At 72.9% G+C, this 14,145-nt stretch carries 13 protein-coding genes and 1 pseudogene; 10 read left to right on the top strand and 4 right to left on the bottom strand.

The genetic code is table 11. The annotated features are described in order from the left end of the window. Positions 1–152: 152 nt before the first annotated feature. Positions 153–1,028 carry an endonuclease/exonuclease/phosphatase family protein gene (locus ACA511_RS01660; protein WP_375022203.1) on the top strand — a complete coding sequence of 292 codons (876 nt, stop codon included), beginning with the start codon at positions 153–155 and terminating at the stop codon, positions 1,026–1,028. 107 nt (positions 1,029–1,135) lie between these two features. Here the strand turns inward: ACA511_RS01660 and ACA511_RS01655 are convergent, their stop codons facing one another. After that, positions 1,136–2,692 (bottom strand): long-chain-fatty-acid--CoA ligase, encoded by a 1,557-nt coding sequence (locus ACA511_RS01655; protein WP_375022202.1) that lies wholly within the window; start codon positions 2,690–2,692, stop codon positions 1,136–1,138. A gap of 86 nt (positions 2,693–2,778) precedes the next feature. Continuing rightward, a complete protein-coding gene (locus ACA511_RS01650) occupies positions 2,779–2,949 on the bottom strand; it encodes a hypothetical protein (RefSeq protein WP_375022201.1) in 171 nt (56 codons plus the stop codon). Positions 2,950–3,129: 180 nt separating this feature from the next. Between ACA511_RS01650 and ACA511_RS01645 the strand changes: the two genes are divergently transcribed. Both ACA511_RS01645 and ACA511_RS01640 read left to right on the top strand, forming a co-directional pair. After that, positions 3,130–3,846: a response regulator transcription factor gene (locus ACA511_RS01645; protein WP_375022200.1), complete on the top strand. Its 717-nt coding sequence runs from the start codon at positions 3,130–3,132 to the stop codon at positions 3,844–3,846. Beyond that, the gene (locus tag ACA511_RS01640; protein WP_375022199.1) at positions 3,843–4,958 is read left to right on the top strand and encodes a sensor histidine kinase; all 1,116 of its coding nucleotides are present in this window, start codon (positions 3,843–3,845) and stop codon (positions 4,956–4,958) included. The genes ACA511_RS01645 and ACA511_RS01640 overlap by 4 nt, the downstream gene beginning before the upstream one ends. A 13-nt stretch (positions 4,959–4,971) precedes the next feature. Here ACA511_RS01640 and ACA511_RS01635 read toward each other — a convergent pair whose 3' ends face one another. Then, positions 4,972–5,337, bottom strand: coding sequence for a hypothetical protein (locus tag ACA511_RS01635; RefSeq protein WP_375022198.1), 366 nt, complete (start codon positions 5,335–5,337; stop codon positions 4,972–4,974). A 222-nt stretch (positions 5,338–5,559) separates the two neighbouring features. Between ACA511_RS01635 and ACA511_RS01630 the strand changes: the two genes are divergently transcribed. The 3 genes and pseudogenes from ACA511_RS01630 to mptB form a co-directional block, all read left to right on the top strand. Further along, positions 5,560–5,895 carry an STAS domain-containing protein gene (locus ACA511_RS01630; RefSeq protein ID WP_375022197.1) on the top strand — a complete coding sequence of 112 codons (336 nt, stop codon included), beginning with the start codon at positions 5,560–5,562 and terminating at the stop codon, positions 5,893–5,895. A 133-nt stretch (positions 5,896–6,028) separates the two neighbouring features. Further along, positions 6,029–6,760 (top strand): glycosyltransferase family 2 protein, encoded by a 732-nt coding sequence (locus ACA511_RS01625; protein ID WP_375022196.1) that lies wholly within the window; start codon positions 6,029–6,031, stop codon positions 6,758–6,760. Between the two features lie 206 nt (positions 6,761–6,966). Next, positions 6,967–7,464: pseudogene (gene mptB / locus ACA511_RS01620) on the top strand (polyprenol phosphomannose-dependent alpha 1,6 mannosyltransferase MptB); the annotation flags it as partial. Positions 7,465–8,095: 631 nt separating this feature from the next. On the opposite strand, the gene ACA511_RS01615 reads toward mptB, so the two are convergent. Continuing rightward, complete coding sequence (locus ACA511_RS01615; protein WP_375022195.1) at positions 8,096–10,333, bottom strand: hypothetical protein; 2,238 nt, start codon at positions 10,331–10,333, stop codon at positions 8,096–8,098. A 53-nt stretch (positions 10,334–10,386) separates the two neighbouring features. Between ACA511_RS01615 and ACA511_RS01610 the strand changes: the two genes are divergently transcribed. From ACA511_RS01610 to ACA511_RS01595, 4 genes are all read left to right on the top strand, one after another. Then, positions 10,387–11,694: a glycosyltransferase 87 family protein gene (locus ACA511_RS01610; protein ID WP_375022194.1), complete on the top strand. Its 1,308-nt coding sequence runs from the start codon at positions 10,387–10,389 to the stop codon at positions 11,692–11,694. Then, positions 11,694–12,149: a DUF4446 family protein gene (locus ACA511_RS01605; protein ID WP_375024667.1), complete on the top strand. Its 456-nt coding sequence runs from the start codon at positions 11,694–11,696 to the stop codon at positions 12,147–12,149. The genes ACA511_RS01610 and ACA511_RS01605 overlap by 1 nt, the downstream gene beginning before the upstream one ends. Positions 12,150–12,337: 188 nt before the next feature. Further along, the gene (pheA, locus tag ACA511_RS01600) at positions 12,338–13,276 is read left to right on the top strand and encodes a prephenate dehydratase (protein WP_375022193.1); all 939 of its coding nucleotides are present in this window, start codon (positions 12,338–12,340) and stop codon (positions 13,274–13,276) included. Between the two features lie 101 nt (positions 13,277–13,377). Next, on the top strand, positions 13,378–14,088 hold the full coding sequence (locus ACA511_RS01595; protein WP_375022192.1) for a DsbA family oxidoreductase: 711 nt from the start codon (positions 13,378–13,380) through the stop codon (positions 14,086–14,088). The last annotated feature ends 57 nt before the right edge of the window (positions 14,089–14,145 follow it).

Below are 14,145 nucleotides of genomic sequence, written 5' to 3'. Positions count from 1 at the left end.
CGGGGAGCATCCGCCGGGCCCCCTAGCCTGGGTGCGCCGGAAAAATTGTCACATCACGAGTGACCGCGTGGTCGCGAACGGCTGGCGAAAGCGATCTTGATGTGGTGAGATTCCGGCATCACCCCCGCAGATAGCCCCATTCTGGAGAACGTGTGCGATCCCCCCGCGCCCTGATCCCCCTGCTCTCGGTCTGCGCCGCCGCCGCGGTCGTCACGGCGGCCGCCACCGGCGCGACCATCGAGGGCCTGCCGGGCGGCGGAGGCCCCGCCCACGCCGACGGAGCCGCCGATCGCCCCGCCGCCGTGACGGTCAACGCCGTCACCTGGAACGTGTGCGGCGGGTCCGGCTGCCCGTCCGGCGCCGCTCCCGCGCAGCTCACCAAGCAGATCGTCCAGCGGACCCGCGCCACCGAGGTCGGCGGGCGCAAGGTCAAGACCAACGCCGTCCTCCTCCAGGAGGTCTGCGAGGGCCACGTGCGCGCCTTCAAGAAGGCCGCGGCCAACTGGACGTGGGCGTTCGCCGCGTCCCCCGGCGCGTCCTGCGCGCCGGGCCAGGGCCGGGCCGGCGTCGCCATCGGCACCGACACCCCGCTCACCGAGCCCCGCCAGGCCAGGCTTCCGGCCCCCGCCGGGCAGGCGCGCGTCGCCCTGTGCGGCGAGGTCCCGTCCTGGACGGCCCGGGTCTGCGTCACGCAGCTCAGCCCGGCCGAGGGCGGCGACTGGCGGCAGAAGGAGGCCCGCGCCCTCGCCACGCTCGCCGGCGGCGGCCGCGTCCTCCTGGGCGGCGACTTCGCCGACAGCCCGGACAGCCCCGCCCTCGACCCCCTCTACGGCGCCTACGCCGAATGCGACCAGTCCGGAACGTCCAGGACGGGCGCGAAGACCCGGCAGAACTGGCAGGGCGCCGCCGTCCAGAAGACCGACTACCTGTTCATCACCAAGTCGGCCGCCGTCTCCTGCAGCGTCCCCACCACCCGGACCACGGCCTCCGACCACCGCCCCCTGTCCGCCGAGATCCGCTTCACCTGACACCCCCGCCGGGACCGGGACGAATCCCCGACCCCGGCGGCACCTTGAGGTGGGCGTCCTTAAGCTCAGCCCGCAACGACCTCAACGTTGCGATCGCGTCCGAAGGATTAAGACACTCCGCGGTCCTTGCCCTGCCAGTAGGGGGCGCGGAGTTCGCGCTTGAGGATCTTGCCGGTGGGGTTGCGGGGGATCGCGTCGCGGCGTTCGACGGAGCTGGGGCACTTGAAGTGGGCGAGGTGCTCGCGGCAGTAGTCGATGATGTCCTGTTCGGAAACGTCCGAGGTCAGCACGACGATGGCCTTCGGGGTCTCGCCCCAGCGCTCCGAGGGGACGCCGATGACGGCGCAGTCGGACACGTCCGGGTGGCCCATCAGGACGTTCTCGATCTCCGCCGGGTAGATGTTCTCCCCGCCCGAGATGATCATGTCCTTGACGCGGTCGTGGATGAAGAGGTAGCCGTCCTCGTCGATGTAGCCGGCGTCGCCGGTGCGGAACCAGTTGTCGGCGGAGAGGGCGGTGGCGGTCGCGTCCGGCATCCCCCAGTAGCCCTTCATGTTCTGCGGGGTCCGGCAGAGGATCTCGCCGACCTGCCCGGCCGGCGCCTCCTCCTGCGTCGCCGGGTCGACGATCTTGAGGGTGGTGGTGGCGTTGGCGACACCGGCGCTGCGCAGCCGGTGGGCGTTCGGGCCGTCCGGGTCGTGGTCGGCGGCGGGCAGCATCGTGATCGCGCCGGTGACCTCCGTCAGCCCGTAGACCTGCATGAACTCGGTGTCCGGCAGCATCCGCATGGCGCCGCGCAGGACGTCCTCGCTGATCGGGGAGGCGCCGTACAGCATGAGCTTCAGGCTGGACATGTCGCACGCGGCGACTTCCGGGATGAGCTGCATGAACTGCAGCAGGACCGGGACGAGGAAGATGTGCGTGACGTGGTTCCGCTCGATCGCCTGGGCGATCAGGGTGGGGTCGGGCTCCCGCGCGATGACGCCCGTGATCGAGTTGTAGACGGCGGAGATCGTGAGGACGTTGCCCGCGACGTGGTACATCGGCATCGCGACCATGAGGACGGACGACTCGTCGATGTCCCACACGTCGGTGGTCACGTCCAGCGCCGCGAAGAAGTTGTCGTGCGTCAGCATGACGCCCTTGGGCAGGCCCGTCGTGCCGGACGAGTAGAGCTGGACGAACACGTCCTCTCTGCCGGGCTCGTGGTCGGGCGGGGTGTCGGGCGCCGCGTCGATCCAGGCGGCGTAGTCCTGGTAGGCGTGGTCCGAGCCGCCGATGACCACCATGTGGGTGGTGTGCTCCAGCTTGCCGGCGATCGCGTCCAGGACGGGGACGAATTCGGGGCCGACGATGAAGGCCTTGGCCTGCGCGTTGTTGACGATGTAGGCGACCTCGTCGGGGGCCAGCCGGTAGTTCACCGGGACCTGGACGGCGCCGATGCGGGCCGCGCCGAACAGCTGCTCGGCGTATTCGAGGGAGTTCTTGTCGAGGATCGCGACCCGGTCGCCGTGCCCGACGCCCGCCGACGCGAGCGCGTTGGCGACCCGGTCGGCGCGCCGGTCGAAGTCGCGGAAGGTGATCTGAGTGTCGCCCGCGATGTACGCGACGCGGTCGGGATGTGCACGCGCGCGTTCGCGCAGGACCTCTGTCAGACCCGGCACGGTATGTCCCTTCGCCGATGACCGCCTGGTTATTCCGGCATCATGCGGTCACCGGCGACGCCCCGCAAGGGGAACGCGCTGGTTGCCTAGCGACTCTTGGACATTTTGGACACGGCGGTCACGGCGAGTACCACGACGACGGCGATGAGTCCGATGAAGAAGAAGAACTTGAGCATCGAGATGATGGCGCCGACGATGGTCAGCGCCAGCCACACCGCGAGCACCACGCCGATGACGGTCAGAATCGTCTTACCCATGCCTCCACCGTATGCGCCCGTCCCGGGGAGGACATCACCCTCGGGGACGACCTGGAACCCGCCGCGCGGCGGAGGGGCACCCTGAGGACCCCAGGGGGCGGACCCTGACCCTGGGGCCGAATCCTTACAGGGTGGTGACGGGACGGCTGTGCGGCGCCGTCCACGGCATAGCTTTGCGGGGTGGACTCCGTGACCCCCGCCGGCCGCGTCCTGGTGGTCGACGACGATCCGACGGTCGCCGAGGTCGTCGCCCGCTACCTGGCCCGCGACGGGCACGAGGTGGTCTGCGCGGCGGACGGCCGGGCCGCGCTGCGCGCCGCGCTCGACGATCCGCCGGACCTCGTCGTCCTCGACCTGATGCTGCCCGGCATGGACGGCCTGGAGGTGTGCCGCCGGCTCCGCGAGACCTCGACCGTCCCGATCGTGATGCTGACGGCGCTCGGCACGGAGACCGACCGGCTCGTCGGGCTGGAGACCGGCGCCGACGACTACGTGACCAAGCCGTTCAGCCCGCGCGAGCTGGCGCTGCGGGTGAGGTCGGTGCTGCGCCGGGCGCGCGGCGCGCTCGTGCCGACCGGGCCGTCCGGGCCGCTGCGCGACGGCGGCCTCGTCGTGGACGTCGGCGCGCACGAGGCGGGGCTGCGCGGCGAGCGGCTCGCGCTCACGTCCCGCGAGTTCGACCTGCTGGCGTTCCTGCTGCGCCATCCGAGGCGGGCGTTCACCCGCGACGAGCTGCTGCAACGCGTCTGGGACTGGACGTTCGGCGACTCGTCCACGGTGACCGTCCACGTCCGGCGGCTGCGCGAGAAGATCGAGGACGACCCCACGACCCCGCGCCGCATCGTCACCGTGTGGGGTGTCGGCTACCGCTACGAGCCCGCCGGGGACGACGCGTGATCCCCTTCGAGGACCTCCTCTGGGTCGTCTTCTACGCGGTCCTCGCCGCGTTCGCCGTCGCGGTCGTGGCGCTCGGCGTCCTGTACGGGCTGCGCGGACGCTCGGTCGCCACCCAGCTGACCGTGGTCGGCGTGGCGACGGTGCTGGCGACGATCTCCGGCATCCTCGTGATCTCGTTCATGATGGTGCTGAACGACCACGACCGGTCGGTCGTCCTCGCGGTGGTGACGTCCGCCGGGCTGGTCGCGACGGCGGTGTCGGTCCTGCTGGGGCGCCGGCTGGTCGCCGCGAACCGGACGCTCGTGGAGGCCGTCCGCGCCGACCGGTTCCGTCCGCCGCCGGCGCGCCTGCCCGCCGAGCTGGCCGAGCTGTCCCGCGAGCTGGCGGCCGCCTACGACCGGCTGGCCGCGTCCCACGAGCGTGAGCAGGCCCTCGAGACGAGCCGCCGGGAGCTGGTCGCCTGGGTGAGCCACGACCTGCGCACCCCGCTGGCGGGCCTGCGCGCGATGGCGGAGGCGCTGGAGGACGAGGTCGTCGCCGACCAGGACACCGTCCACCGCTACCACGGGCGCATCCGCGTCGAGGTCGAGCGGCTCACGGAGATGGTGGACGACCTGTTCGAGCTGTCCCGCATCCACGCGGGGGCGCTGCGCCTGTCCCGCGAACGCGTCGGTCTCGCGGACCTGGTCGCGGAGGCGGTCGCCGGCACCGAGGCCCTCGCCCGCGCGAAGGGGGTGCGGCTGCGCGGCGACGTCCGCGAGGGGCTGCCCGTCCAGGTGGACGCGGGCGAGCTGGGCCGCGCGCTCCGCAACCTCGTCGTCAACGCGATCCGGCACACCCCCGGCGACGGCGCCGTGGAGATCATCGGCGAGGTCAGCGGCGGGGAGGCGCGGGTGACGGTGGCCGACGCGTGCGGCGGCATCCCCGAGGACGACCTGCCGCGCGTGTTCGACGTCGCGTTCCGCGGGGAGGCGGCCCGCACTCCCGGCGGCGGGGCGGGCCTCGGCCTCGCCATCGCCCGCGGCATCGTCGAGGCGCACGCCGGACGGATCGGCGTCGCCAACGACGGCCCCGGCTGCCGCTTCGAGGTCCGCCTCCCGCTGATCGTCTAGCGGGCGGGCCCGCTCAGGGGTCGACGGCCTCGGAGATGGTGCGGAAGGTGGGGCACGGCCAGCGGGACATGCAGGCCCGGCAGCGCCGGATCGGACGGTCGGGGTCGCTCGTGATGCCGCCCGCCTCCTGCGCCCGGTGCAGGTCGAGCAGCCGGGCGGCGAGCTCGGCGAAGGCGAGGACCTCCTCCCGCGCGCCGGCGAGGAAGGCGAGGTCCTCGCGGGACAGCCGCGTCCGGACGGGGACGAAGCCGTCCCGGTTCACCAGCCGGGACAGCACCTGGGTGGACGTCCGCCACGAGCTCGACTTCGCCGAGCGGGCCCGGATCGTCTCCAGGCGTTCGCGCAGCCGGGTCTCTCTCGGATCGGCGTTCTGTTGCACCCTTTCAGCCTCCCTTACTCCCGCCCCCCGTGAGAGGGGAACCGGAGAGATCGCGCGGGCCGGATCGCGCTGCCGAAACACCTGAAACCGGATCATCGCCCTACGTAGTTATCAAAGCGTACGGGGCTGGCAAGGCGGCGACACGCCCCGGAAACGCCCACGCCACACGGGACTTGGCGAACTGCCTGGCCCCTGTGCCGTTCCCGAGATAGTGTGCCGAACGTGGAGCTAAACGTCTCGACCGCGTCTCAAGGAGGTCACGCCGTCGTCACGGCGACCGGCGAGCTCGACCTGTATACCGCGCCCAGGCTGCAGGCGGCCCTCGCGGGCCTGCTTCGCGAGCAGGTCACCCGCATCGTGGTCGACCTGAGCGGCGTCGAGTTCTGCGACTCGACGGGCATGAACGTGCTGCTGTCGGCAATGAAGCGGCTCAAGGAGCAGGGCGGCGCGCTGGAGCTCGCCGCCCCGCGCCCCGCCGTTCAGCGGATCCTGCAGGTCACCGGGCTCGACACCGTCTTCACCGTGACGAAGGCGGCGCCGGTCCTCGATCCCGGCTGAACCGTCCGATAATCCGATCCTCCGACCCGAGGCGGCCTGCGGGGTGAACCCCGGGGGTCGCCGCGTCGGCACGTGGGTAACGGTTCGCCGCGCCCTGCCGCGCCGCGCGCCCACCCCGACTACCATCGCGGATATGCAGGACGTAGCGGTGATCATCCCGGCCAAGGACGAAGCCGACCGCATCGCGGCCACGGTCAAGGCCGCCCAGGAGCTTCCCGGCGCCGACCTCGTCGTGGTGGTCGACGACGGCTCGTCCGATCCGACCGGCCGGGTGGCCCGCGAGGCCGGGGCCAGAGTCGTGCGGCACAGCCGCAACCGCGGCAAGGGTGCCGCGATGGAGAGCGGCGCCGAGGCCGTCCGGCTGCTCGACGACGGCCGTGACCGGCCGCGCCACCTGCTGTTCCTCGACGCCGACCTCGCCGGGACGGCCCGCGAGGCCGCGCCGCTCGTCGAACCCGTCCGGGCCGGCGACGCCGACATGACGATCGCCGTGTTCAGCACGACGGTGAAGCTCGGCGGGCACGGGTTCGTGGTGCGGCTGTCCCGCGAGGGCATCCGCCGCGCCACCGGCTGGGAGCCGGACGCGCCGCTCAACGGGCAGCGCTGCCTGACCCGCGCCGCGTTCGACGCGGCGCTGCCGCTCGCCGCCGGGTTCGGCGTCGAGACGGCGCTGACCATCGACCTGCTGCGGCAGGGGTTCCGGGTGCGGGAGGTGGAGGTGCCGCTCGCGCACCGCGCCACCGGCTCCGACTGGCGAGCCCAACTGCACCGCGGCCGCCAGTTCCGCGACGTGGCGCGGGCGCTCGCCGTCCGCGAGCCCGCGGTGGCGCGGCGGCTCGGCCGGGCGCGCGGCAGCCGCCCGTGACCCGACTCGGGACGGGCGGGCTGTGGGGCATCGGGGCCGGCATCGCCTGCTTCCTCGGCACCGCCCTCCTCGGCCCGTCGGTGTTCCAGCCGGAACTGGAGGGCTCGCGCGCCCAGCCCCCCTACGCACTGGCCGCCCACCCGTCGCCGTACCTGGTGATCGGGCTGGTGGTCGCGGGGATCATCGCGAGCACCGCGGGGCTCGGGATGTGCTTCGCCGCCGTCCGCAAGGGCTGGCGCGTCCGCGCGCTGCCGCTGGTCGGCGCCGGGCTGCTGGCGGCGGTCGCGTTCATGTGCATGCCGCCGGTCGGCTCCACCGACCACCTGAACTACGCCTCCTACGGGCGGATGGCGGCGACGGGCCACGACCCGTACGCGACGAGCGCCGAGGACCTGCCGCGCGACCCGGTCGCCGGGGCGCCCGAGGAGTGGCGGACGACGCCGTCGGTGTACGGGCCGATCGCGACCGGCGAGCAGGCGCTCGCCGCGTGGATCGGCGACGGCTCCGTCCGGCTGACCGTGTTCGTCATGTCGCTGGTGAACGTGCTCGCGTTCGCGGTGACGGCGCTGATCCTCTACCGGACGTCCCGGACCGAGGAGCGGCGGCTCCGCACCGCGCTGCTGTGGACGTGCAACCCGCTCGTGCTCTTCCACCTGGTCGCGGGCGCGCACAACGACGTCCTCGCGATCGCGCCGATGGTCGCCGCGCTCGCCGTGTACGGGCAGCGCGCCGGATGGGGCGGCTGGGCGCGCGCGCTGGCCGCCGGAGCCCTCGCCGGGGTCGGCGCGGCGATCAAGCTGCCGGCCGCGCTCGTCGCCGGCGGGCCCGCCTGGGCGCTGGTCCGGGAGCGGCGGTGGCGGTCGCTCGGCGGCCTGATCGCGCTGGCCGGCGGCGCCCTGGCCGTCACCGCGGCCTCGTACGCGCTCGCCGGGCCGCACGCGCTCGACCAGGTCCGCGAGGCGAGCAACATGGTGTCGTTCGCGACGCCCTGGCACCTCGTCGACGAGTCGCTCGGCCGCGGCTCGCAGCGCGACATCATCAAGACGGGCGCGATGCTGCTCGGGCTGGTGCTGTTCCTGCTGCTCGTCCGGGCGCTGCCCAAAGAGGACGTGGCGGAGCACCAGCGCGTCGCCGCCGCGCTCGCCCTCGCCTGGCTCCTCGTCGCGCCTTACGCGCTGCCCTGGTACGACGGGTTCGGCTGGGCGCTGCTGGCCCTGCTCCCCTGGACGCGCATCGACTGGATCCTGCTCGCCCACACCGCGGCCCTCAGCGTCGCCTACCTGCCGGCCCGCGCGCCCGCCCGCATCCGCCTGCCGGACGACCTGGAGTGGCTGTTCACCGTTGTTCGGCCGACCGTGGTCCCGTGGACTCTTCTCGCGATCCTGACGGCGCTCGTGGCGGCGTGTCTGCGTTCCTCAGGTCGATCTCCAGCGACCGGAGCCCGGCCGCGAGCATCAGCGGGGTCGCCAGGCTGAACGCCACCGACAGGATCACCACGCCGGAGTCGTTCACCAGGGTGCCGATGACGCCGACCGACAGCGCGCAGATCAGCGCGGGACGCATCGACAGACTGTGCTTGTAGGCGCCCTGCAGCAGCGACACCCGCCACCGCGTGGGCCGCGCCAGGACGAAGAACAGGAACACGACGGCGGCGGCGACCGCGAGCGTGTACGGCCAGTACCCGAGGCTGTTCAGCATCGCGTTGAACTTGCGGGTGACGATGCCCCAGGCGTCCCCGTCCATGAGGTCCTGCCAGAACCGGCCGAGGTGCGTCGGGTTGGCGCTCCGCGCGTTCAGGTACGAGATGAACAGCACGATCGCCGCGCCCGCCACGAAGAAGACGCCGAGCCGCAGCGCGGAGACGCGCTGCCCGGCGACCATCAGGCCCAGCATCGCGAACGCCGGGACGATCGCCAGCACGCCGCCGAAGTCGCTGCCGAACGCGGGCAGCCCGTCGACCACGACGGCGGAGACCCCGATCACCGCGACGATCGCGACCGCGGCCGCCTTGCGGCGCTGCCGCAGCGGGTACTCCGTCAGCCACGCCGCCGTCAGGATCGCGGCGACGGCGAACAGCGAGAACGCCTGGTTCCCGAACCCGTAGAAGCGGCCGGCGACCAGCGCCGTGTACCCCATCAGGGTGTTGAGCTGGAGGTTGGACCCGGTCATCACGTCCAGCGCGAGGACGACGCCCGTCACCCCGGTGATCACCAGCCCGGGGACGACCACGGAGCGGCGCCACGGACCGGCCAGCGCCACCCCCGTGAGCAGCCCGGCGAAGCCCAGCACCGTGCAGATCAGCACCGGCGTCGGATGCTCGGCGCGCCACCACGGCAGCAGCCCGGCGAGGAACGACGCGCCCGGCGCGGCCCCGCCCAGCAGCGCTATCACGCGCGTGCCGCCCAATATCCGGGCCCGGGACCTGCGGTCGCCGCCGAGCCGCCGCAGCGCGAGCACCGCGATCCCGTACAGGACGAGCTGCGTCGCGAACAGCACCCAGTAGAACGACGTCTGCACCGCGCGGATCGCCTGGGCCGCGACGTCCTCGTCCACGAGCGCGTCGACGCGCTCCCGCGTGGACGCCTTCGACGGCTGCGGCTTCCACACCGACCCGACGGCCTGCTTCGGCTGCGGCAGGCCGAGCTGCTTCATCGCGGTCGCGGTGAGGTCGGTGAGCGTGACCAGGCCCTCCTGCCGGGTCGCGCTGGACGTCATGAAGCCGGGTTCGAAGCCGCCGCCCTTCGCGACGGCGACGCGCAGGTGCGGGTTCAAGCCGGTGTCCGACAGCCCGGCCAGCAGGATGGTCGTGCCCTGGGGGACGCCCGTGACGACCTGCGCGACGCGGCGGTCGGCGTCGGCCGCGGCGTCGGCGCGCCCCTCGTCCGACAGCGGGATCTGGTCGCCGTGCGGGTCGACGCCCGCGTCGATGTAGCCGCGGAACAGGTCGTCCACGTCGACCGCGGCGAGCGGGCAGCGCGCCCAGTCGGCGGCGGTGACCTTGTCGGGGGACTCGACGTAGCGGTCCACCCGGCCGCCGCCGTCGCCGACGCCGAACACCGCGCCGGGCCCGACCGCCGTGGTGCAGCCGCCCGCCCGGTGCACGGCCTCGCCGAGCAGCCCGATCTCGGCGTGGTAGTTGGTGCCCGCGTTGTCGCTCTTGATGGCCGGCCAGCCGGCGGCGATCGCGCCGTCCTTCGGCACCGGGCCGGTGGGGGACTCCTGCCCCGGCAGGATCGGCGCGGACGGCAGCGCGCAGTCGCCGTGCGGCAGCCGGGACCGCTGCCCCGCCGACACCGTCAGCCAGCCGTCCGTGGGACAGGTGTTCACCCGGGTCGTCCGGACGCTGAGGCCCGCCGCGGACCCCTCCGCCGTCAGCCCCCAGAGCGCGGGCGTGTTCTTCTCGCTGATGTCGCTCCACATCAGCCCCGGCACCCCGATGATCACGACCCGCCCGGTCGCGGCCGCGCCCCCGGGCCCGGCGGCGGCCTGCGCGGGCGACCAGCCGAGCACCCCGGCCAGCACCGTGCCGAGAGCGGCGAGGAACACGGCGATCTTCGTTCCCCGGCGCATCATGGCGTTCAGGTTACAAGAGCCGTAGTACCGCACAGGGGCCATATCCTGCGGCTGTGGACGGTCCCAAGGCGCAACAGGTCGGCGATTCCCCGGGCGGACGCCCGCGTTGGCTCCTCCTCTGCGCCGGCATCGCCGTCGCCGTCATCGCGGTCGTCCCGATCGTCGGCCAATGGCTCACCAATCCGCCCGATCAGCGGCTCGTCGACCTGGAGGTCTACCGGGAGGGCGGCCTCGCCGTGCTGCGCGGCGCGCCGCTGTACGACTTCCTCACGCAGCCGCCGCAGCTGCTGCCGTTCACCTACCCGCCGATCGCCGCCGTGCTGGCCGTCCCGTTCACGCTGCTGCCCTGGCGGGCCGTGCAGTGGGTGTGGGTCGGGCTGATCTACCTGTCGCTGGCGATCGCGGTCTGGTACGCCTTCCGCGACCTCATCCGCCGGACCGGACGCTGGGCGCCGCTCACCGCCGGCGTCCTGGTCGCCGCGATGGCCTGGCTCGACCCCGTCCGCGACCAGGTCCGGTTCGGGCAGGTCGGGCTGTTCCTGCTCGCGATGTGCCTGGCCGACTGCTGCGCCCGCGCGCCGCGCTGGCCGCGCGGCGCGCTCGTCGGCCTCGCCGTCGCGATCAAGCTGGTGCCGGGCGTCTTCCTCATCTACTTCCTGCTCACCGGGCGGCGGGACGCGCTGGTCAACGCGGTGCTCACCGCCGCCGCCGCGACGCTCGCCGGGTTCGCGCTGCTGCCCGCCGACTCGTCCGCCTACTGGTTCGACGTGCTGCTCCAGGGCGGCGACCGGACGGGCGCGGTCGACGGCACCACCAACCAGGCGATCCAGGGGATCGTCGCGCGGATCTTCGACGAGGGGCCGGTCCGGACGCTGGTGTGGCTCGTCCTCGCGCTGGTCGTCGCCTGGTACGGGTTCCTGCTGGCCCGCCGCGCCACCCTGGCCGCCGACGAGCTGGCCGGACGGCCCGGTTCCGCGGACCTGCTCCTCGGCGGCGTCGCGATCGTCGGGCTGCTGTCCGTCGTGCTGTCCCCGGTGGGGTGGATTCACCACCTTGTCTGGATGATCGCGGTAATCGGGGCTTTGGTCGGTGATGGCCGGGACACGCGAAGATGTCTGCTCGCGTTCGGCCTGTGGTTCCTCTTCCTGTGGCCGCTGCCCTGGTGGGGACGCGCCTGGATCGGCCCGGAGCACTCTGTGATCGCGGAATTTGCGGGCCAGGTCCTGCGCGACTCGTTCGGGATCGCCGCGCTCGCGTTCATCGCCGTACTCGGCGGCTGGCTGGTGAAACGGGTGAAACCGGACGTCGACCAGGAGCTTCCTTCGCAACCGAAGGCCGAGGTGGGTACGCTCGCCCCGTGATGCTTGTCGCGGTGGCCGTCGCGGGCCTGGTCGCCGGTGTCGCGGGGCTGTCCATCGCGGTGGTCGCGCACAACCGGGTCAACCAGGTCGTCGACGAGTGCGGGCAGATGCTCAGGCGCCAGCTTCAGGTCGCCAGCGGGACGGTGGACGAGCGCGCCCTGCGCGACCTCGCGATCGTCCACTACGACGCCCTGAAGGAGATGTCCGGGCACCGGTCCTTCTCCCTGGCCATGATCAACGCGGTCGGGGACGGGGTCGTCGTCAGCTCCATCAACGGGCGCACCGAGACGCGGACCTACGCGAAGGTCGTCCAGGGCGGGCACCCGGTCGAGACGCTCTCCCCGGAGGAGAGCCACGCCCTGCGCGCCGCCCGGCTCGGCAAGGGCCCGATCGTGTCGATGGACGACCCGCTCGCCGACTTCGGCAGCGGCGACCGCACGTCCGCCCGTGCCTGACGCGTGTGCTTGAGGCCCGTGCTCGAACCGTGTGCTTGATCCGCGTGCTCGAACCGGCCCGCGGCTGACGGCGCCCCGCGGCTGATGGCGCCCCGCGCGCCCCGGGCTTTACCCGCCGGGAAGTAAACTCGGGGATCGCGCCTCACGTCCGAGGCGTATCCGACCGCACCACTCGCCCCGGGGGACCCGTGACCGCAGACAGCAGGCCAGCGCGCTACGCCTACCTGGGTCCGCAGGGCACGTTCACCGAGGCCGCACTACTCACCCTGCCCGGCGCCGCCGGGGCCGAGCACGTCCCGTTCGCGACCGTTCCGGCCGTCCTGGAGGCCCTCCGCAACGACGAGGCCGACACGGCCGTCGTCGCGCTGGAGAACTCCGTCGAGGGCTCCGTCCCCACCACGCTGGACGAACTCGCCACCGGCGAGCCGCTCCAGATCGTCGGCGAGATCCACCTGCCGGTGTCGTTCGCTCTGCTCGTCCGTCCCGGGACGTCCCTGGACGACATCAAGACCGTCGCGTCCCATCCGATCGCGCAGCCGCAGTGCCGCCGCTGGCTGGCGGAGAACGTCCCGCACGCCGAGTGGCGCGCGGCGACGTCCAACGCCGAGGCCGCCCAGCACGTCGCCGACGGCCACTACGACGCCGCGCTCGCCGGTTCGTTCGCGGCGGCCCGCTACGGCCTGGCCGTCCTCGCCGAGGACATCCACGACGTCGCCGACGCCGTCACCCGCTTCGTCGTCCTGCAGCGCCCCTGCACCCCGCCCGCCCCCACCGGCGCCGACAGGACGACCGTCGTCGCCTTCATCGGCGAGGACCACCCGGGCGCCCTGCTGGAGATCCTCACCGAGTTCTCCGTGCGCGGCATCAACCTGACGCTGATCCAGTCGCGTCCCACCGGCGCCGGCCTCGGCTCCTACCTCTTCTGGATGGACTTCGAGGGCCACGTCTCCGACGCCCGTGTCGGCGAGGCCCTGATGGGGCTGCGCCGCGTCTGCGCCGACCTGCGCTTCGTCGGCTCCTACGCCCGCGCCGACCGCGTCCACCCCGAGATCCGCCGCGGCACCCACGACACCGACTTCAGTGAAGCCGCCGCCTGGCTCACCGCCATCCGCACCGGCCGCTCCTGACCGCACGCTGCGCCCGGCTCGGCCGTCCTCCACGGCTGGGAGAAACAGATCCGGGCCTGGACGTGTTGCATGCGGTAATACCGAAGAGAAGGGTGCCGCCTGTGCGCGTTGAAATCTGGTCCGATGTCATCTGCCCGTGGTGCTACATCGGGAAGCGCCAGTTCGAGAAGGCCCTTGAGGGTTTCGAGCATCGCGACCGGGTGGAGGTCGTGCACCGGTCCTTCCAGCTCGACCCGTCGTTCCCCCAGGGCGAGACCGTCGACGTGGCCGACATGCTGGCGGACAAGTACGGCATGACGCGCGAGCGGGCCGTCGAGATGAACGCCCAGATGGAGGAGCGCGCGGCAGGGCTGGGCCTGGAGTACCACCTGGAAGGCGGCCGGGCGGGCAACACCGAGGACGCGCACCGGCTGATCCACCTCGCGTCGGAGCGCGGCGTGCAGGACGAGGTCGTCGAGGCGCTCTTCAAGGCGCACTTCACCGACCGCCGGTCGGTGTTCGACCACGACTCCCTGGTGGAGGTCGTCGCGGAGGCGGGTCTGGACGCGGCCGAAGCGCGCGACGTGCTCACGTCCGGCCGGTTCGCCTCGGACGTGGACGCCGAGCAGCGCGCGGCGCGGGACATCGGCGCGACCGGTGTTCCGTTCTTCGTCGTCGACCGCCGCTACGGCGTCTCGGGCGCCCAGCCGACCGAGACGTTCGCCGAGGTCCTCGACAAGGCGTGGGCGGAGGCCAACCCCGCGCTGACCACGATCGGCGACGACGGCGCCACCTGCACCGACGACGCCTGCGCCGTGCCCGACCAGCCCTGACCGACCGGCTCTGACCGGCGCCGGCCGGCGGTGACCAAAGTGTGATCACCCGCCGTA

Origin of the sequence: Actinomadura sp. GTD37 (genome assembly GCF_041951365.1) — a bacterium.
Lineage (GTDB): Bacteria > Actinomycetota > Actinomycetes > Streptosporangiales > Streptosporangiaceae > Spirillospora.
Note: the sequence above shows the minus strand (reverse complement) of the source record. Positions and strands in the feature narration are given on the sequence as shown.